Annotated in this window: 14 protein-coding genes; 11 read left to right on the top strand and 3 right to left on the bottom strand. The window is 50.9% G+C overall.

What is annotated here, in order from left to right; all coding sequences use genetic code 11:
- Window positions 1–173: 173 nt before the first annotated feature.
- The gene (gene aroP, locus AACU55_RS19790; protein ID WP_015690460.1) at window positions 174–1,544 is read right to left on the bottom strand and encodes an aromatic amino acid transporter AroP; all 1,371 of its coding nucleotides are present in this window, start codon (window positions 1,542–1,544) and stop codon (window positions 174–176) included.
- A gap of 429 nt (window positions 1,545–1,973) precedes the next feature.
- Between aroP and pdhR the strand changes: the two genes are divergently transcribed.
- The 5 genes from pdhR to AACU55_RS19765 all read left to right on the top strand — a co-directional run bounded on the left by pdhR (window position 1,974) and on the right by AACU55_RS19765 (window position 11,780).
- Window positions 1,974–2,744 carry a pyruvate dehydrogenase complex transcriptional repressor PdhR gene (pdhR, locus tag AACU55_RS19785; protein ID WP_013576986.1) on the top strand — a complete coding sequence of 257 codons (771 nt, stop codon included), beginning with the start codon at window positions 1,974–1,976 and terminating at the stop codon, window positions 2,742–2,744.
- A 163-nt stretch (window positions 2,745–2,907) separates the two neighbouring features.
- Window positions 2,908–5,571 carry a pyruvate dehydrogenase (acetyl-transferring), homodimeric type gene (gene aceE, locus AACU55_RS19780; protein WP_013576985.1) on the top strand — a complete coding sequence of 888 codons (2,664 nt, stop codon included), beginning with the start codon at window positions 2,908–2,910 and terminating at the stop codon, window positions 5,569–5,571.
- A gap of 13 nt (window positions 5,572–5,584) precedes the next feature.
- Entirely contained in the window at window positions 5,585–7,483 is a 1,899-nt protein-coding gene (aceF, locus tag AACU55_RS19775) for a pyruvate dehydrogenase complex dihydrolipoyllysine-residue acetyltransferase (protein WP_134705968.1), read from the top strand.
- A gap of 211 nt (window positions 7,484–7,694) precedes the next feature.
- Window positions 7,695–9,119 (top strand): dihydrolipoyl dehydrogenase, encoded by a 1,425-nt coding sequence (gene lpdA / locus AACU55_RS19770; protein WP_167686148.1) that lies wholly within the window; start codon window positions 7,695–7,697, stop codon window positions 9,117–9,119.
- A 249-nt stretch (window positions 9,120–9,368) separates the two neighbouring features.
- Complete coding sequence (locus AACU55_RS19765) at window positions 9,369–11,780, top strand: glycerophosphodiester phosphodiesterase family protein (protein WP_339382290.1); 2,412 nt, start codon at window positions 9,369–9,371, stop codon at window positions 11,778–11,780.
- A gap of 24 nt (window positions 11,781–11,804) precedes the next feature.
- Here AACU55_RS19765 and AACU55_RS19760 read toward each other — a convergent pair whose 3' ends face one another.
- The gene (locus AACU55_RS19760) at window positions 11,805–12,917 is read right to left on the bottom strand and encodes an ROK family transcriptional regulator (RefSeq protein ID WP_013576982.1); all 1,113 of its coding nucleotides are present in this window, start codon (window positions 12,915–12,917) and stop codon (window positions 11,805–11,807) included.
- Window positions 12,918–12,939: 22 nt separating this feature from the next.
- On the bottom strand, window positions 12,940–13,770 hold the full coding sequence (locus AACU55_RS19755; protein WP_134705965.1) for a glycerophosphodiester phosphodiesterase: 831 nt from the start codon (window positions 13,768–13,770) through the stop codon (window positions 12,940–12,942).
- 228 nt (window positions 13,771–13,998) lie between these two features.
- Between AACU55_RS19755 and AACU55_RS19750 the strand changes: the two genes are divergently transcribed.
- The 6 genes from AACU55_RS19750 (at window position 13,999) to AACU55_RS19725 (ending at window position 19,484) form a co-directional block, all read left to right on the top strand.
- Window positions 13,999–15,090: an ABC transporter ATP-binding protein gene (locus tag AACU55_RS19750; RefSeq protein WP_013576980.1), complete on the top strand. Its 1,092-nt coding sequence runs from the start codon at window positions 13,999–14,001 to the stop codon at window positions 15,088–15,090.
- Window positions 15,077–15,940, top strand: coding sequence for an ABC transporter permease (locus AACU55_RS19745; RefSeq protein ID WP_013576979.1), 864 nt, complete (start codon window positions 15,077–15,079; stop codon window positions 15,938–15,940). Before AACU55_RS19750 ends, AACU55_RS19745 begins: the two co-directional genes overlap by 14 nt.
- Window positions 15,937–16,773, top strand: coding sequence for an ABC transporter permease (locus AACU55_RS19740; protein ID WP_013576978.1), 837 nt, complete (start codon window positions 15,937–15,939; stop codon window positions 16,771–16,773). Before AACU55_RS19745 ends, AACU55_RS19740 begins: the two co-directional genes overlap by 4 nt.
- A 57-nt stretch (window positions 16,774–16,830) precedes the next feature.
- The gene (locus AACU55_RS19735; protein ID WP_369794759.1) at window positions 16,831–17,886 is read left to right on the top strand and encodes an extracellular solute-binding protein; all 1,056 of its coding nucleotides are present in this window, start codon (window positions 16,831–16,833) and stop codon (window positions 17,884–17,886) included.
- A 262-nt stretch (window positions 17,887–18,148) separates the two neighbouring features.
- Window positions 18,149–18,673, top strand: a complete 525-nt coding sequence (locus AACU55_RS19730) for a fimbrial protein (RefSeq protein WP_037033399.1) — start codon at window positions 18,149–18,151, stop codon at window positions 18,671–18,673.
- 169 nt (window positions 18,674–18,842) lie between these two features.
- The gene (locus tag AACU55_RS19725) at window positions 18,843–19,484 is read left to right on the top strand and encodes a fimbrial biogenesis chaperone (RefSeq protein WP_369794755.1); all 642 of its coding nucleotides are present in this window, start codon (window positions 18,843–18,845) and stop codon (window positions 19,482–19,484) included.
- Window positions 19,485–19,487 lie beyond the last annotated feature (3 nt).

The following is a 19,487-nucleotide window of genomic DNA, read 5'->3' as shown; positions in this document are numbered from 1 at the left end:
ACTGTTTGTTAGCCCTGAGTATTGGCCGGAGAAGGGAAGAGGGGTCAGGAGGTAAGAGTCATGAAGATGGACATTTTGGTCATACGGGAGGAAATGTGACGTACCTAACAAAGCGCCCCGGTAAGTCTTCACTTAACCGGGGCGCATTTCCGTTTCAATTTTAAAACGAATACTTAAGCGTTAACGGATTTCCCGCTTTGCTGATTTTTGACCCAGTAACCGATGGCCAGAACTACCAGCCACACCGGGATCAGCCATACGGAGATCGCCATGCCCGGGGTGATAGCCATGATCACCAGAATTGCCGCCATAAACAGCAGGCAGATATAGTTACCCAGCGGATACAGCAGCGCTTTGAACTTAGGTTCCACGCCTTCACGACGTTTCGCCTGACGGAATTTGATGTGCGCCAGACTGATCATCGCCCAGTTGATCACCAGTGCAGACACCACCAGAGCCATCAGCAGACCAAACGCTTCACCCGGCATCAGGTAGTTAATCAGAACACACAGCGCTGTGGTGGCAGCAGAAACGAGGATAGAAGCCACCGGCACGCCGCGCTTGTCGACGTTGAGCAATGCTTTAGGCGCGTTGCCTTGCTGAGCCAGACCAAACAACATGCGGCTGTTGCAGTAAACACAGCTGTTATAAACCGACAGCGCTGCCGTCAGGATCACCACGTTCAGAGCATTCGCTACCAGTGCATCACCCAGGTCATGGAAGATCAGCACAAACGGGCTGGTATCCGGCCCGACACGGGTCCATGGCATCAGGGAAAGCAGGACGGCAAGTGAGCCCACATAGAAAATCAGAATACGGTAGATAACCTGATTGGTCGCTTTAGGAATGCTGGTTTCCGGATTATCCGCTTCAGCCGCAGTAATCCCGACCAGTTCCAGGCCACCGAAAGAGAACATGATGATCGCCATCATCATCACCAGCCCGGTCATGCCATGGGGCAGGAAACCGCCTTGCTCCCACAGGTTGCGAACTGTTGCCTGAGGGCCTGCCGTGTCGCTGAACAGCAGCCAGCCACCGAACAGAATCATCGCCACTACGGCAACCACTTTGATGATCGCAAACCAGAACTCCATCTCGCCAAACACTTTAACGTTAGTCAGGTTGATAGCGTTGATCAGCACGAAGAAAACCGCGGCAGAAGCCCATGTCGGGATTTCTGGCCACCAGAATTGAATATATTTACCGACGGCAGTCAGTTCGGCCATCGCGACCAGAACGTACAGCACCCAGTAATTCCAGCCGGAAGCAAAACCTGCAAATCCGCCCCAGTATTTATAGGCAAAATGACTGAATGAACCGGCAACCGGTTCTTCAACCACCATTTCACCCAACTGACGCATAATTAAGAATGCGATAAAACCCGCAATGGCATAACCGAGAATAATCCCCGGCCCTGCGGACTGAATGACGGAAGCGCTGCCCAGAAACAGCCCTGTACCGACGGCCCCACCTAATGCAATCAACTGAATATGCCGGTTTTTGAGACCGCGCTTCAGCTCATCGCCTTGTTGTTGATCAACCATTTACCTGTCCTCTGTCATTGGGGCAAAACCCATAACATTCTGTGTGTTAGAGAGAATGTAAGGCGATAATTACACTTTTTGTATCTAATTATTTACGGCTGGATTGTGCCTAAAAATCAGGATCATCTACCGTTCGGGCAAGAATAATGTTATGCGGAAAAGTTTGCACGGGGTTTATGCATCATCTGCATAACAAATAGCCAAATTGACTGTAAATTTGTTCAGGATCCATAAAATGTGATCTGAGGCCGGGTAAAAAAGATAAATGATAAAAATTTGTTAAAATGTGCGGGGTCGACGCATTTACTGGGTAGCCATATGGACACAAGGTGAATACTTTGTTACTTTACGGCCACGTTTTTTAAATTGGTATTACCAATTGACTCCGGCAACTTAACAGAGTCGCTACTCGCAGAGAACCGCACATATATGGCTTACAGCAAAATCCGACAGCCTAAGTTATCCGATGTGATCGAGCAGCAACTTGAGTTTCTGATCCTCGAAGGCACCTTGAGACCCGGGGAAAAGCTTCCGCCAGAGCGCGAACTTGCCAAACAGTTTGATGTATCGCGACCTTCTCTCAGAGAGGCAATCCAAAGCCTGGAAGGGAAGGGGCTACTCCTGCGCCGTCAGGGTGGTGGTACTTTCGTACAAAGTAACCTGTGGCAAAGCGTGAGTGATCCGCTGGCTGAGTTACTGGCCGACCATCCTGAATCACAATTCGATCTCCTTGAAACACGACACGCCCTTGAAGGTATCGCTGCGTATTACGCGGCGCTTCGTGGCACAGAGGAAGATCTGCAGCGCATTCGCGATTGTCACGTGGTCATTCAGACCGCACAAGACAGCGGAGATCTGGACGCAGAAGCCGACGCGGTTATGCAGTATCAGGTCGCTGTAACAGAAGCAGCCCATAATGTGGTGCTGCTGCATCTGGTTCGCTGTATGGGGCCGATGCTTGAGAAGAACGTTCGACAGAACTTTGAATTGCTTTACTCACGCCGGGAAATGCTGGCGACGGTAAGCAACCACCGCGCCAGTATTTTCGAGGCGATTGTTGCACGGGAACCAGAAATAGCGCGTGCCGCATCTCACCGTCACCTGGCGTTCATTGAAGAAGTTTTGCTGGATCTCAGCAGGGAACACACCCGGCGGGATCGGTCTTTACGACGGCTCCAGCAACGAAAAGATGAAAGTTAACCATCAGGGTTAATTTTTAGAGCCTTCATTTGAGGGCTCACGGCAACTACATGACGGGCCTGTCTTCGTGCGTTCTCTTAGCGGCGAAGCGCGTTTTAGAAAGAGCGCAGGAAGACAGGCTCCAGATAAACCAACGTATTAGAGACAGATAAGGAAAAGCACCATGTCAGAACGTGTAAATAATGACGTGGATCCGATCGAAACTCGCGACTGGCTACAAGCGATCGAATCGGTCATCCGTGAAGAAGGTGTTGAGCGTGCACAGTTCCTGATCGATCAGGTTCTCAGTGAAGCGCGCAAGGGCGGCGTAAGCGTCGCTGCTGGCGCAGCCAGCCGTAACTACGTCAATACCATCGCTGTTGAAGACGAACCTGAATACCCGGGTAACCTGGAGCTGGAACGTAACATTCGTACTGCTATCCGCTGGAACGCTATCATGACCGTTCTGCGTGCGTCCAAGAAAGACCTGGAACTCGGCGGCCACATGGCTTCCTTCCAGTCTTCTGCGACCGTGTACGAAGTGTGCTTCAACCACTTCTTCCGTGCGCGCAACGAAAAAGACGGCGGCGATCTGGTGTACTTCCAGGGCCACATCTCTCCGGGCGTGTACGCGCGTGCTTTCCTTGAAGGCCGTCTGACTGAAGACCAGATGAACAATTTCCGTCAGGAAGTTCACGGTAAAGGTCTGTCGTCTTATCCGCACCCTAAACTGATGCCTGAATTCTGGCAGTTCCCGACTGTATCCATGGGTCTGGGCCCGATCGGTGCCATCTATCAGGCCAAGTTCCTGAAATATCTGGAACACCGTGGTCTGAAAGACACCTCCGCACAGCGCGTTTACGCATTCCTGGGCGACGGTGAAATGGACGAACCAGAATCCAAAGGGGCGATCACCATCGCGACCCGTGAGAAACTGGACAACCTGTGCTTCATCATCAACTGTAACCTGCAGCGTCTTGATGGCCCTGTCACCGGTAACGGCAAAATCATCAACGAACTCGACGGCATCTTTGCAGGCGCTGGCTGGAACGTGATCAAAGTCATCTGGGGCAACCGCTGGGATGAACTGCTGCGTAAAGACACCAGCGGTAAACTGATCCAGCTGATGAACGAAACCGTGGATGGCGACTACCAGACCTTCAAGTCCCGCGACGGTAAATACGTTCGTGACCACTTCTTCGGCAAATACCCTGAAACCGCCGCTCTGGTCAAAGATATGACCGACGACGAAATCTGGGCGCTGAACCGTGGCGGCCATGATCCGAAGAAAGTCTTCGCTGCGCTGAACAAAGCACAGAACACCAAAGGTCAGCCGACCGTTATCCTTGCGCATACCATTAAAGGTTATGGCATGGGCGACGCTGCCGAAGGTAAAAACATCGCTCACCAGGTGAAGAAAATGAACATGGATGGCGTGCGCTATATCCGTGATCGTTTTAGCGTGCCAGTAACCGATGAAAATCTGGAAAAACTGCCGTACATCACGCTGGAAAAAGACTCTGCAGAATACAAATACCTGCACGAACGTCGCGCTGCGCTGAAAGGCTACCTGCCGACCCGTCTGCCAAACTTCACGCAGAAGCTGGAAATGCCGAAACTGGAAGACTTCTCACAACTGCTGGAAGAGCAGAAGAAAGAGATCTCTACCACTATCGCTTTCGTCCGTGCACTGAACGTGATGCTGAAAAACGACTCCATTAAAGACCGTCTGGTGCCGATCATCGCCGATGAAGCGCGTACATTCGGTATGGAAGGTCTGTTCCGTCAGATTGGTATTTACAGCCCGAACGGCCAGCAGTACACCCCGCAGGACCGTGAGCAGGTTGCTTACTATAAAGAAGACGAGAAAGGTCAGATCCTGCAGGAAGGTATTAACGAACTGGGTGCCGCGTCTTCATGGCTGGCCGCAGCGACGTCTTACAGCACCAACGATCTGCCAATGATCCCGTTCTACATCTACTACTCCATGTTCGGTTTCCAGCGTATCGGCGACCTGTGCTGGGCAGCGGGTGACCAACAGGCGCGTGGCTTCCTGATCGGTGGTACGTCAGGTCGTACTACCCTGAACGGCGAAGGTCTGCAGCACGAAGATGGTCACAGCCATATTCAGTCTCTGACTATCCCTAACTGTATTTCTTACGACCCGTCTTACGCGTACGAAGTGGCTGTCATCATGCATGACGGTCTGGTGCGTATGTACGGTGAAGCGCAGGAAAACATTTATTACTACATCACCACGCTGAACGAAAACTACCACATGCCAGCCATGCCGGAAGGCGCGGAAGAAGGCATCCGTAAGGGTATCTACAAGCTGGATACGCTGGAAGGCAGCAAAGGGAAAGTGCAGTTGCTGGGCTCCGGTTCCATCCTGCGTCACGTACGTGAAGCGGCAGAGATCTTGTCCAAAGACTACGGCGTAGGTTCTGACGTTTACAGCGTGACCTCCTTCACTGAACTGGCCCGCGATGGTCAGGACTGTGAGCGCTGGAACATGCTGCACCCGACTGAAACCCCACGCGTTCCGTACATCGCCCAGGTGATGAGCGACGCGCCAGCGGTGGCGTCTACTGACTACATGAAACTGTTTGCTGAACAGGTTCGTACATACGTTCCGGCCAGCGATTATCGCGTACTGGGTACGGATGGCTTTGGTCGTTCAGACAGCCGCGAAAATCTGCGTCACCACTTCGAAGTGGATGCGTCTTACGTTGTGGTTGCTGCGCTGGGTGAATTGGCTAAACGCGGCGAAATCGAAACGTCTGTAGTGGCTGAAGCCATTAAGAAATTCGATATCAATCCAGAAAAAGTTAACCCGCGTCTGGCATAAGAGGTAAAGACAGATGGCTATTGAAATTAACGTACCGGACATCGGTGCAGATGCAGTGGAAGTCACCGAAATTATGGTGAAGGTGGGCGATAAAGTTGAAGCAGAACAATCGCTGATCACCGTTGAAGGCGATAAAGCTTCTATGGAAGTGCCTTCTCCACAGGCTGGCGTGGTCAAAGAAATTAAAGTTGCGGTCGGCGATACCGTCGAAACCGGCAAACTGATCATGATCTTTGAAGCCGCTGACGGTGCTGCTGATGCAGCACCTGCGAAACAGGAAGCCAAAGCAGAAGAGAAACCTGCTGCTGCTGCCGCCCCTGCTTCCAGCGAAAGCAAAGAAGTGAACGTACCTGATATCGGTGGCGACGAAGTTGAAGTCACTGAAATCATGGTGAAAGTGGGCGACACAGTAGAAGCGGAACAATCGCTGATCACCGTAGAAGGCGACAAAGCCTCTATGGAAGTCCCTGCGCCGTTCGCGGGCAAAGTTAAAGAAATTAAAATCGCTGCGGGCGACAAAGTCAGCACCGGTTCCCTGATCATGGTCTTCGAAGTGGCAGGTTCTGGTGCAGCCGCACCTGCCGCCGCTGCAGAAACCCAATCAGACGCGGCACCTGCGGCTGCGGCTCAGTCCGGCAGCAAAGAAGTGAACGTGCCTGATATCGGTGGCGACGAAGTTGAAGTCACTGAAATCATGGTGAAAGTGGGCGACAAAATCAGTGCAGAACAGTCACTGATCACCGTTGAAGGCGACAAAGCCTCAATGGAAGTCCCGGCTCCGTTCGCGGGTACCGTGAAAGAAATCAAAATTGCTGCGGGCGACAAAGTCAGCACCGGCTCTCTGATCATGGTCTTCGAAGTAGAAGGCGCTGCGCCTGCTGCTCCGGCGGCTAAGAAAGAAGAAGCGGCTGCCCCGGCGAAACAGGAACAAAAAGCCACTGCTCCTGCTGTTAAAGCAGAAAGCAAAGGCGAATTCGCAGAGAACGATGCTTACGTTCACGCCACGCCGGTTATCCGTCGTCTGGCCCGTGAATTCGGTGTTAACCTGGCGAAAGTCAAAGGCACTGGCCGTAAAGGTCGTATCCTGCGTGAAGACGTACAGACTTACGTGAAAGACGCGGTCAAACGTGCTGAAGCCGCGCCGGCTGCTGCAACGGGTGGCGGTCTGCCGGGCATGTTGCCTTGGCCGAAAGTGGACTTCAGCAAGTTCGGTGAGATTGAAGAAGTTGAACTGGGCCGTATCCAGAAAATCTCTGGTGCGAACCTGAGCCGTAACTGGGTGATGATCCCGCACGTTACGCACTTCGACAAAACTGATATCACTGAGCTGGAAGCGTTCCGTAAACAGCAGAACGATGAAGCCGCTAAACGCAAACTGGACGTGAAATTCACTCCGGTGGTCTTCATCATGAAAGCCGTTGCCGCTGCCCTTGAGCAGATGCCACGCTTCAACAGTTCCCTGTCCGAAGATGGTCAGAAACTGACGCTGAAAAAATACATCAACATCGGTGTGGCGGTTGATACGCCAAACGGTCTGGTTGTTCCGGTCTTCAAAGACGTGAACAAGAAAGGCATCGCCGAGTTGTCCCGTGAGCTGATGGCTATCTCCAAGAAAGCCCGTGACGGTAAGCTGACTGCTGGCGAAATGCAGGGCGGTTGCTTCACTATCTCCAGCCTCGGGGGTATCGGGACGACCCACTTCGCGCCAATCGTTAATGCGCCGGAAGTGGCTATCCTCGGTGTTTCCAAGTCTGCCATTGAGCCAGTCTGGAACGGCAAAGAGTTCACACCGCGTCTGATGATGCCAATGTCGCTCTCCTTCGACCACCGTGTCATTGACGGTGCCGATGGTGCGCGCTTCATCACCATCATCAACAACGTGTTGTCAGACATTCGCCGCCTGGTGATGTAAGTGAAAAGCCGGCCAGACGGCCGGCTTTTTTCTGATAATCTCTTCATGCTGTTTGAGATTTTCCAGGGCAAAGCACAAATCGGATGCCGTTTGTTGTTTCAAATTTGTTAACAATTTTGTAAACTGCGGGCGGATAGAACGACCCGGTGGATGATGGGCGTTACGATATAAAATGACGTCAGACCCGCCGGACATAAATTAAGAGGTCATGATGAGTACTGAAATTAAAACTCAGGTCGTGGTACTTGGGGCGGGTCCTGCGGGCTATTCTGCTGCTTTCCGTTGCGCTGATTTAGGTCTTGAAACTGTTCTGGTTGAACGTTATTCCACGCTTGGCGGCGTGTGTCTGAACGTTGGCTGTATCCCTTCTAAAGCTCTGCTGCACGTCGCGAAAGTGATCTCTGAAGCAAAAGCACTGGCTGAACACGGTATTGTTTTCGGTGAGCCGAAAACGGACATCGATAAAGTCCGCGTCTGGAAAGAAAAAGTCATCAACCAGCTGACCGGCGGTCTGTCCGGAATGGCCAAAGGCCGTAAAGTCAAAGTCGTTAACGGCTTGGGCAAATTTACTGGCGCGAATACTCTGGTTGTTGAAGGCGAAAATGGTCCGACGACCATCACTTTCGACAATGCGATCATTGCGGCGGGTTCCCGTCCAATCAAACTGCCATTCATTCCACATGATGACCCGCGTGTCTGGGATTCTACCGATGCGCTGGAACTGAAAACCGTCCCTGAGCGTCTGCTGGTCATGGGCGGCGGCATCATCGGTCTGGAAATGGGCACCGTTTATCACGCGCTGGGTTCTCAGATTGACGTGGTAGAAATGTTTGATCAGGTGATCCCTGCGGCTGATAAAGACGTGGTGAAAGTCTTCACCAAGAAAATCAGCAAGCAATTCAATCTGATGCTGGAAACCAAAGTGACCGCGGTAGAAGCCAAAGAAGACGGCATCTACGTCACGATGGAAGGCAAAAAAGCCCCTGCTGAACCACAGCGTTATGACGCCGTGCTGGTGGCTATCGGTCGCGTGCCTAACGGTAAACTGCTGGAAGCGGGCGCTGCTGGCATTGAAGTGGACGACCGTGGTTTCATCCACGTCGACAAACAAATGCGCACCAACGTGCCACACATCTTTGCTATCGGCGACATCGTCGGTCAGCCAATGCTGGCGCACAAAGGTGTTCACGAAGGCCACGTGGCAGCCGAAGTTATCTCCGGCAAGAAACACTACTTCGATCCGAAAGTCATTCCATCCATTGCCTACACTGAGCCAGAAGTTGCCTGGGTGGGTCTGACTGAGAAAGAAGCGAAAGAAAAAGGCATCAGCTACGAAACCGCCACCTTCCCGTGGGCAGCTTCCGGCCGTGCTATCGCTTCCGACTGCGCAGACGGCATGACCAAACTGATCTTCGACAAAGAATCTCACCGTGTCATCGGTGGTGCGATTGTCGGCACCAACGGCGGCGAGCTGCTGGGCGAAATCGGTCTGGCGATCGAAATGGGTTGTGATGCAGAAGATATCGCGCTGACCATCCATGCTCACCCGACTCTGCACGAGTCCGTGGGTCTGGCAGCAGAAATCTACGAAGGCAGCATTACCGACCTGCCAAACCCGAAAGCGAAGAAAAAGTAATTTTCTCCTTTGCTGATAAACGCCTCTCCGGAGGCGTTTTTTTTTGCCTGAGATTAGGTGCTAGTTATTTATATATCAAATGAGTTGTTAATGATAAATATAAATTGAATATGTTTAATGCGTTGATTGTTTAATTTTTGGTGTCTGATTGCTTTATTCGTGAGCTTGGTAGCATTTTATTTTAAATTCAATGTTAAAAGGGAAGGGGTTAATTGTTTTAATTACATTAGATATATAAATGGAGCAACAATGGACGTTAAGTTAAGGACTACGCTCAGCGTATTATGTTTATTGTCATTATGTCCGTCGGCTAAGGCCGCAACCGAATGTATGTTTACCTCACAATCAAACGTAAATATCACCTACAGCGATACGATTGTAATTACTGATGAAGCGCCGCCTGCCAATGGTTTTAAGCAACTCACCACGCAAACCAGTACGCAATATATTCCTTCAACCGAGATTCATTCAACCTGTAATGCAGGTCAGGATGGGCAAGCTTTTTCAGGCAGTGTTGCCGGATATCAGGGATCATTAGATATTTTTACCGCCATAAATGGTAAAAACGTGCAACTTTATGGCACGTCTATTCCCGGCATATTTTATGCGGTAAAAATGTATAGCAAAAAATGCCCGGAAATGGGGGGCTATGTTCCCCCGAGTAAAGACTGGACGTTTCTCTATGATGTTGGCGATGACGATGAAAAATCGTGTTTGAAAAGTGATGAGCCTTATTATTTTGACCTGGCTTTCTTTATGAATTCAGATTACCAGCCGCGGGAAGATACCATCGCGATTCAAAATATCCCGATACAGGAACACGGCAATTTCAAACTTTCCGGTACGGATGGTGATGATGCGCAGGGGAAGGCTACGGTTGAAACGGTGCAGTTTGTCGCTGAATTAAGGAAGAATGCCACGGAATGTCCAACGTCGGTGACATTGTTGAATGAATTACAAAACAAGCTTGCGAAGAATAACCAAATAGTCACGGCCCAGCATCGAGGGGATTTTAATGACACGCAGCCAGAAAACAGCCTCGGTGCTTTTCATCTGTCCTATGATCGTTGCCGCGCTAACGTAGAAACGGACGTCCGCGCGACGTCAGACGGTGAACTGGTTGTGTTTCATGATCTCAACATCGGTAAGATGCTTGAGCCAACTTATGATCCTATCGCGAACTCCGGGCCGAATGTGGCGCTGAGTAGTTTGACACTGGCAGAATTGCAGCAAAAGTACCTCGTCAATGTTGCCACGCGACAACCGACCACGTATACGGTACCGACGGTCAATCAACTGATAGATGATTACATTGCCTATAATGGCCAGTCACTCATTTATCTCGAAACCAAGTCATCTTCCGTCATCATGCCCACTGCACTGGCCCTGTATAATAAATCGGTTACGTATTCGGGCAGCAACCTGTTACAGCGGATCATTATGAAAGTGAATATGGCGGAATATCCCTCGCCAGACCTTTGGAATAATGCACTGATTAACGCCGGTATCCCGGCGGGGGTCACCATCATGATCGATCCGGTGATTACACCTAATGATGCCAGTAAAATAAATGACTTGCCTGACACCACCTTTGCCTGTCCTGCCGGGATCTCCGATAGCAAGGCGGTTTGTGCCGTTCGCGCATGGGCAAACGCGCCAGCGACACTGGCCCCGATGGTCTCTGTGTTAATTAAAGATTCCGCCGATTTTGAGGAAGTGAGCACCAAACAAAATGAACAGGGCAGCTATGACGCGCCAGCCAATTTCGAGTTATCAAATACAGTGAGTGGTACGGTGGCTGAAATGGTGGCGGTAATTAAAGGGGCAGGGAAAGCGCTGGAGATATTCTCACCCGTACCAGATTACATGTTATGGAAAAATTTAAATTTCTACACCGAAACGGTCTATGACAAAAATATCCCGCAGGATATCTCGGTCAGAGAAGCATTTTATAATAACGACTCATCATGCTGTTACCGCGTGCTGGATAAGCTCAGTCCGTCGACAATAGCGGCAGAAAAAAATGATTATCGCATGAACCTCGGCTGGCTGCGGGATATCGGCGCAAATGTCATTACGGCTGACGACACGGATTCAATTAATACTTATTTTTCTGGCACTGGAGTGCTCGATAGAGCATTAACGCCACATGTCTGGACACCTTCTTTTTATATGCAATCGATTTTGTCCTGGCAATTGGGTAGTGCAGTCATGGAAGACAAGAGTCTGGCTTCCGGGAAAGATGCTTATGCTCTCTATAATAACGATGATTCCTATGCATGGACCTATCGTTCCGACCCACCTATTGCGGTGATGCGAGCCGGCTATTACGCATGGATGTCAGTTAAACGACAGCCCGATGGACGGGTACGTATTTCACCCGCATATAATAAGGAGCAATGCTTGCGCTCAGCGTTGAGCAACCATTCGTGGGATTATGTTGGCTGGAAAAAGGATTGCACCTCGGAGAATACATTGTGGGAGATGCAACCTAAAAGCGGCAGTGATGATTGGTTTTCGCTAATTGATGCCCATCATATGAGCCTGGGTTGGGCATACTCGGGCAAACTGTATTACGCCTATTCCTATGGCTATGTCTACGTCGATAAACCGTCAACGCTATCGGATCCTTACTACTGGTCATTCGGCACAGCAAAATAACACGCGGTCGTCAGGCATAGTGCGCTATGCCTGATTAATCACCTGATACAACGGGATCATCGCCGCGCCCCACGAGGCGCTTTCGGCACCCATCGGGGAGTTCGCCAGCCGGACTTTCGGGCGGTCTGGATCAAGCCTGGCATCGAGCCTTTGCGTTAAAACCTCAGTCAGCCTTTCGGTGATGGTTTTCGGCATGGCACCCCCTAAAATAATCAACTGTGGATCCAGCCATTGCAGACATCCCATGATGCTCTGCTCGACCTGATCGCAACAGCGTGAAAACCAGACTTCCAGCAAGGGATGCTGTTCTGCGGTGAGTGCCGGTAGTTGCGCTTCGCTTAACCCTGCTTGTGTGAGCGTCGCGACCAGATCTTTATAGGATGGACGCGGTTTATCGCCCGGAAATGCCATACCGACTTCACCGGCATTCAGAAACCCGCCGCGCAGGAGTTTGCCATCGGCGATAATCCCGGCACCGATCCCGTAGCCGAGATCGATAAAGGTTATGTCACGATAGGAATTCCACGTACCTGAATACAGCTCGCCAATCGCCGAGGCATTGGCGTTGTTTTCAACCCATGTCGGCCACGGCAAATTGTCCTCAAACGCCTGTTGCAGGTCGACATCGCGCCAGCTTGAAAGCCAGGCCACACAGTGACGCTTTTTGCCATCGGGCTTGAGAAAACCCGGCACGGCATAACCCATGCCGAGGATGCGCGCATGTTTAAGCTGGCGTTTTTTTAACGTCTGCTCCACCAGGTTTTTAATCTGTTTTAGTGTGGTGGCAAGCGGCTGATTTTCCTGATGAGGCTCAGAAATACTGAACAGTTTGCGGCCACTGAGATCGACCAGCGTCATGTCGATAAAGCCAGGGCTGAAAGCCAGCCCGACCGCACACGCGCCGCCAGGATTGAGCCGCAGGGGCAGCGACGGTTGTCCGCGCTGTCCCATATTGCGTTCGCCTTCGATAACCAGACCCGAAAATAAAAGCTCCCGGCATTGTTGGGTGATTGCCCCCGCAGTGAGATTTGAATAGCGCGCCAGTTCGGCGCGTGTCACCGGTGCATGGCGACGAATCAGCTCCAGCAGCAAACGTTGGGTAGGACGCAGTTCCAGACGGTCAGGTTTTACATTCATAATATGGCTATCGTTTTTGTTATCAGGCCCAGCGCAGTCCCGCTTCTTCAATCAGCGCCTGCAGGTACGGAAGATCATCATGGCTGAGCATATCGATCAGACCTTCACGCAGCCAGCCCATGATCTCGGGGCGACTATCATACCCGAATTTGTGCTGGTACTGCTCCAGTGGCGTCATGCCATTTTTCACTTCATGCAGGTACATGCGTACCCCCAGTCCCGCCTGTTTATAGGCCCTAAGATCGTCAACATGGGCGAACTCATATTCAAAACAGACGCAACTGGCATGGGAATGCTGCACGGCGGCCAGTTGATTGTTGTAACGCTCCAGCGTCACGACCTGCAATGCTAAATCTGGGATCAGGGCTTTGACGCGGTTAATCAACACATGATTAAACCCCAGCAACTGAATATGTGACAGCGCCTCTGGCATTGACTGCAACAAGGCAACCAGATGATACACAAATTCGTCATGTCGACGACGTTGCTTCACTTCCACGATCAGACCCATGCCATTCTCTACCGCCCAACGCAGAATATCCTGCAATAAAGGGATCGGCGTGCCCGCAAATTGCGCATGGTACTTAACGCCGAAATCAAATTGCTGTAACTGCGCGAGCGTCATTTGCTCGACAAAACCTGTGCCGGTCGACACGCGATCAATGCGGTGATCGTGAGTGACCACCAGATGATTATCTGCGGTCAGATGAATATCTAACTCAATGCAATGAGTCCCTGCCTCTTTTGCCCCGATAAACGCGGGCAAAGTGTTTTCCGGATAACGGCTGGAGTAGCCGCGGTGACTGTTTGCCAGCACGATGCCTTGTGCGGCCTGATGAAAGTTAAACGCCATTGCCTGTTCCTTTTATGGTGTGAACATATGGCCATTAAATTTACTCTTTAAATTTAATTATGGAAATAAAATAATCATAGTGATTATTTTTGTTATACATCTGCATGATAAATAATAAGTTTTTGTGTTTTTATGGCTTGGTTTTGATTTTGAGGATCTTTGTCACATAAATTTTATATTTAGTGTGTAAATTTAATTGCCGGAGTTTTAACACAGGATTTGTACACTATGTCGACGCTTTCACTGGAACAGGTTACAAAGCAATTTGGCGCGTTTTACGCCGCCCGCGAGATCTCCTTCACCGCCGAGGAAGGTGAATTTGTCACCCTGCTTGGCCCGAGCGGTTGTGGCAAAACCACGCTGCTCAAAATGATCGGCGGGTTTCATCAGCCAGACAGCGGACGCATTCTGATTAACGGGCAATCCGTTAATAATTTGCCGCCGGAAAAGCGCAACACGGCAATGTGTTTTCAGTCGTACGCGCTGTTTCCGCACCTGAATGTGGCGCATAACATCTGTTTTGGTTTGAAGCAAAAACGCTTACCTCTTGCCGAGCAGCAACTGCGGCTGGCGGAGGCGTTGAAGCAGGTTGGCTTGCAGGATCAGCACCTGAAAATGCCGGTGCAACTTTCTGGCGGACAGCAGCAACGCGTGGCACTGGCCAGAGCGATGGTTACGCGCCCGGATGTGGTGTTGTTTGACGAGCCGCTGTCCAATCTGGATGCGAAACTGCGTGAAAGTGTGCGTTTTGAAATCAAAGAGTTACAGCGGCAATATCAACTCACGTCCATTTATGTCACCCATGATCAGGCCGAAGCGTTGACCATGTCCGATAAGATCGTGGTGCTCAATGCGGGCAACGTGGAGCAAATTGGGCCGCCAGAAGAGATTTATTACCGTCCTGCTAACCGTTTCGTCGCTGATTTTATTGGTGCAGCCAATATCGATATCGCCCACATCACTCCTGCGGAACAGCCTGGTTTTTATCGGGTTCGCTGCCAGTTAGGTGAGTTTTATGTACGTTCTCCGCGTCCTCCGCTCGCTGAGCATTGCTATATCTGCTGGCGGCCTGAAGATGCGCGCTTTGTGCCGCAGCCACAAACCGGCGATAACCATTTCTTCCTCACGCTGCGCAAAATGGCGTTTATGGGCAACCTGACCGAAGCATGGGGCGATAACGATGACGGTAAATTGTCGGTACGTCTGCAACTGGTCAAAAAACCGCAGGCTGAAAGCGGGGCGCGGGTTTGCTTCCGTTTACCCGAGGATGCGATTCACTTCCTCGAGCCAGTAGTGGAGGGGCACGATGAAATGGCGTAATGAGCTGACCGCCTGGCTGCTGATGATCAGTGGACTAGGCACCATTGTGTTGCTGATGGGATCGACCTTTTACGTGGTGCTGGTACAAAGCATCGGCTATTTCAATCTTTCCGGCGACAGCCAGTTTTCGCTCGAATACTGGCAAAACGTATTACAAGATCCGGTGCTGCACAGCGCGCTGATCTATTCGGTTAAAGTCTCAATATTGGGGGCTTTCGGTGCGGTGCTGCTCTCTTACCCGCTGGCGTTGTGGCTCCGTCAGCCGCTGGTGGCGAAAGAAGGTATCGTTGCTGTTTTGCGTGCGCCGATGTTTATTCCCGGCCTCGTGGCGGCATTTCTGTTCATCAATATTATTGCTTATCACGGCGTGATCAATGAGCTATTGCTGGCGCTGGGCGTTATTGATCAACCGCTGCGTATGCAGAACGATGACTTTGGCTGGGGCGTCGTTATCTTACAAATCTGGAAGAATCTGCCGTTCGCGCTGATTCTGGTCGGTGGCTCAGTTAACGCAATCCGTACCGATGTACTGGACGCGGCGAGTAACCTGGGTGCCAGCCGCTGGCGCTGTTTTCGGGACGTTATCTTTCCCCTGACGTTACCCGCCGTGCAAGTGTCCCTGATCCTTATTTTTATCGGTGCGCTGGGCGACTTTGCCTTCTTCTCCGTCGCGGGTCCGCGCAATACCTACTCGCTGGCTCGCCTGATGCAGGCCACGGCTATGGAATACGGCGAATGGAATAACTCTGCGGTTATTGCCGTGATTATCATGCTGACGGCAGCATTGGGTACCTTGCTTATCGCCATCCTCCTGACACCGCTCGCCACCCGCAAAGGAGAGGTCAAATGAACCGCACGGCGAATGGACGCCTGATCGTCACGATTTCACTGTTGTTCTTTATTCTGGTCAATCTGGTCTGGCTTGGACTGCCATTTTCAATGGCTATCTTATGGTCGCTGGTTGACCCGCAACACCCGTGGAGCTACCCGGACTTATTCCCGCAAGTGTTGTCGATTAACCGCTGGATACAGGTGTGGCAGCAAACTTCGCTGTCAGAAGCCCTCTTTAACAGCTACACCATTGCACCTGCCGTGGCGATGCTGAGTTTACTGCTGTCGTTACCCACCGCTTATGCGTTTGGGCGCATGACTTTTCGGGGCAAAGCCGTTGCGGAAATGCTCACGCTGATCCCACTGGTCATGCCAGGTATGATCATCGGGATCTTCTTCAGCGCCATGCTGATGAATCTGAATATCAGCAACCCGTTTATCAGCATCGTGTTAGGGCACACTGTGCTGACACTGCCTTACTCGATCCGCATTATGTCCGCAGGGTTTAAAGCGGTGCCGCAGGATTTAATTGATGCCAGTCGCGATCTCGGTGCCAGCCATTGGGGAACGTTCTGCAATGCTTTTTTACCGATGCTCAAGCCCAGTTTCCTGGCCGCGTTGATTTTTTGTCTGGTGCGCAGTTTAGAAGAGTTCAGCATTTCATACGTCCTGGGCGCGCCAGATTTTATTACCGTGCCGACCATTCTTTATTCTTTTCTCGGCTATTCCTTTGTGCGCCCGGATGCGGCGGTAGTCTCAATGATCCTGGTGATCCCGAATGTCGTCCTGATGGTCATTATTGAGAAGCTGTTGAAAGGGAATTATCTGTCACAGTCAACCGGCAAGGCGTGATCCTTGATAAGGGAGTCATTCAACATGAAAACAGGCACGGTTTTATTTCTCAGTGGCATGTTATTGAGCGGGGCAGCGACCGCCACGCCACTGGCGCAACAAGATTGGGATCTTGTCGTCGCACAGGCCAAAAAAGAAGGCTCAGTCACCTTCAACGTCTGGTATTTACAACCGCAATGGCGCAGTTTCGTTGCTGATTTTGAAAAACAGTACGGAATTAAAGTGCGTATTCCGGAAGGGTCGATTGATGGCAACATGAATAAACTGCTGGCGGAAGCTCGCCGCGAGAAAGGCAAAATGGACGTGGTGGCCTTGTCGGTGGCGCAGTTACCGATCATCCGTAAAGCCAATGCCCTGGCGCAGGTAGACTGGCTGCCGGGTTACGGGGATGCGGTGCATCAGTTGCAAAGCGTGAATACCGAAGGATATGCGGTTGCCTTTTGGGGCAACCAAACCGGTATGGCCTACGATCCGCAACAGATGGGCAATCAACCTTTGCCGCAATCACTCGATGATTTACAACACTTTATCGATGCGAATCCGAAGAAGTTTGGTTACAACGATCCGAATAACGGCGGGGCAGGCGAAGCCTTTATTCAGCGCGTGGTCACCCTCTCCTCAGGCACATTTGATGCCGATGCCACGCAAGTCGATCCTGACATTATTAAAAACTGGAAAAAGGGTTGGGAATGGTTCGTCGGTAATAAAGAAAAAATCACCCAGACCGCATCGGGTGCAGATAGCCTGACCCGTCTGAATGATGGCGAATTATTGCTGGTACCCGCCTGGGAAGATCATCTGGCGGGTTTGCAAAAATCCGGGGCGATTACCGGGCGCCTGAAATTTTATATTCCGGCTTTTGGTATGCCGGGAGGGGGCAATATTGCGGCTATTGCCGCAAACAGCACACATCCGGCGGCGTCGGCGGTGTTCCTGAACTGGTTAACGCAAGCTGAAACCCAGCGTGCGTTGAATGTCGCTTTCGGCGCGGTGCCGATGAACAAACAAGTGAAAACAGACGTGGTGCAGCCAGACATTGCCACGCAGTTTTACGGCAAGGAATACAGCATGCAGCTCAGAAAAGAGTTTGTACGCCAGGTTTCTATGCAATAAGTCGTCCATGTCTAAAACCGGAAATATTTCTCATTTCCGGTTTTTTTGCCTTTTTTCACCCGTAGCATACACCGTGCCTGTCCTCATTTATCTCATTACATCCTCATTCATTTATTTTCTTCAGCTCAATGTTATCGATAAAATAATGTGAGGCGATGTGATTACCTCAAATATACCTGCTTGTTTAAAGTGAATGTATATCGCCAGCTTTGATAAATGAATCTGGTGGGATTTATTTAATTTTAATCTCAGGTATTATTCCATGAATAAGCGTAATCCTTTTATTTTACTTCTCGGTACGGTTTTGTGTTTCAGTCAGCCCGTCGTACATGCAGCTGATGGCACCATTAATTTCATCGGACAAATTGTTGCCACGACGTGTGATGTGAATGGCGGAAATAACGCATCCATTAATGTGGATTTAGGCACTGTCGCCGCGACCTCATTTACGGCAGCCGGTGATACCTCTTCGCCGACTGCGTTTACGATTTCACTCACCAACTGCCCGACAGCCTTCACCGCTGCTGCCGTCAAATTCGATGGTACCGCCGATGCAGTGGATAATCAGTTGCTGGAAGTTAGCGGTGGCGCAACCGGTATAGGCATTGAAATTGCGGATAGTCAGGGGACACCAATTCCTCTTTACACGGCCTCACGTTTTTATCCCATTGATGCGACCGCCGAAGGGGTAGATATGAACTTTATCGCCCGCTACAAAAGTACCGAGGCAACCGTAGGCGAAGGCGCAGCAAATGGGACCTCTCAGTTCACCATTAATTATCAATAATAATAATCAACAAATAATCTCTTTAGACTGGCAAGGATGCCAGAGCTTCAGACGCGGATGTCTTTTGTTTTTATTGACGGAAATATGAGAGGAATATATGCGGCGTTTTTTTATTATTTTATCAGGGATGTTATTTGTTCTCTTTTCTGTGCCTCCGGTTTATGCGGGTGTGATTACAGAAGCCACGCGGGTGATATATCCGGGTAATAAAAAAGAAACCTCGCTGACCGTCAGTAATCAGGGGGCACAGTCAGAGCCCTTTCTGATCCAGTCATGGGTGGATAATAACGGACCTGACGGGACACAAAAATCCTCCGTTCCTGCGCCTTTTATCGTGACTCCCCCTTTATTTCGGCTGAATGCCGGTCAAGATAACAGTCTGCGAATTATCCGTACAGGCGGCGTGCTGCCTGAAGATCGCGAATCCCTGTTCTGGCTGAATATCAAATCCATCCCCCGTTTGCCTGAAAATGCCCCCGCCGGTTTATTGCAAATCGTGGTCAAGACGCGCCTGAAGCTTTTTTACCGCCCCGCAGCGTTGCTCGCCCCCACAGCGCAAAGCGCCTGGCGGCAGTTGCAGTTCTCCCGTCAGGACTCAACGCTGCGGGTGACCAATCCGACACCTTATTACTTCACATTTTTCAGGTTAAACCTTGGCAGCAACCGTGTGGCGACAGGTAACACCATGGTTCCGCCCTTTGGGGAAGCCCGCTATCCCTGGCCTCAGGGAGCGGTCACTGGCGAGGTCAGCTGGCAGGTCGTCAATGATTATGGCGGTACCAGTTCAGTGGAAAAAACCCGGATGCGCTGAGGC

Source organism: Rahnella sp. CJA17(1/100) (assembly GCF_963881615.1).
GTDB classification, from domain to species: Bacteria; Pseudomonadota; Gammaproteobacteria; order Enterobacterales; family Enterobacteriaceae; genus Rahnella; species Rahnella aceris.
Note: the sequence above shows the minus strand (reverse complement) of the source record. Positions and strands in the feature narration are given on the sequence as shown.

Excerpts from the sequence above, each read along its gene's own strand:
- aroP (WP_015690460.1), bottom strand. The coding sequence starts at position 1,544 with ATGGTTGATCAACAACAAGGCGATGAGCTGAAGCGCGGTCTCAAAAAC.
- pdhR (WP_013576986.1), top strand. The coding sequence starts at position 1,974 with ATGGCTTACAGCAAAATCCGACAGCCTAAGTTATCCGATGTGATCGAG.
- aceE (WP_013576985.1), top strand. The coding sequence starts at position 2,908 with ATGTCAGAACGTGTAAATAATGACGTGGATCCGATCGAAACTCGCGAC.
- aceF (WP_134705968.1), top strand. The coding sequence starts at position 5,585 with ATGGCTATTGAAATTAACGTACCGGACATCGGTGCAGATGCAGTGGAA.
- lpdA (WP_167686148.1), top strand. The coding sequence starts at position 7,695 with ATGAGTACTGAAATTAAAACTCAGGTCGTGGTACTTGGGGCGGGTCCT.
- AACU55_RS19765 (WP_339382290.1), top strand. The coding sequence starts at position 9,369 with ATGGACGTTAAGTTAAGGACTACGCTCAGCGTATTATGTTTATTGTCA.
- AACU55_RS19760 (WP_013576982.1), bottom strand. The coding sequence starts at position 12,917 with ATGAATGTAAAACCTGACCGTCTGGAACTGCGTCCTACCCAACGTTTG.
- AACU55_RS19755 (WP_134705965.1), bottom strand. The coding sequence starts at position 13,770 with ATGGCGTTTAACTTTCATCAGGCCGCACAAGGCATCGTGCTGGCAAAC.
- AACU55_RS19750 (WP_013576980.1), top strand. The coding sequence starts at position 13,999 with ATGTCGACGCTTTCACTGGAACAGGTTACAAAGCAATTTGGCGCGTTT.
- AACU55_RS19745 (WP_013576979.1), top strand. The coding sequence starts at position 15,077 with ATGAAATGGCGTAATGAGCTGACCGCCTGGCTGCTGATGATCAGTGGA.
- AACU55_RS19740 (WP_013576978.1), top strand. The coding sequence starts at position 15,937 with ATGAACCGCACGGCGAATGGACGCCTGATCGTCACGATTTCACTGTTG.
- AACU55_RS19735 (WP_369794759.1), top strand. The coding sequence starts at position 16,831 with ATGTTATTGAGCGGGGCAGCGACCGCCACGCCACTGGCGCAACAAGAT.
- AACU55_RS19730 (WP_037033399.1), top strand. The coding sequence starts at position 18,149 with ATGAATAAGCGTAATCCTTTTATTTTACTTCTCGGTACGGTTTTGTGT.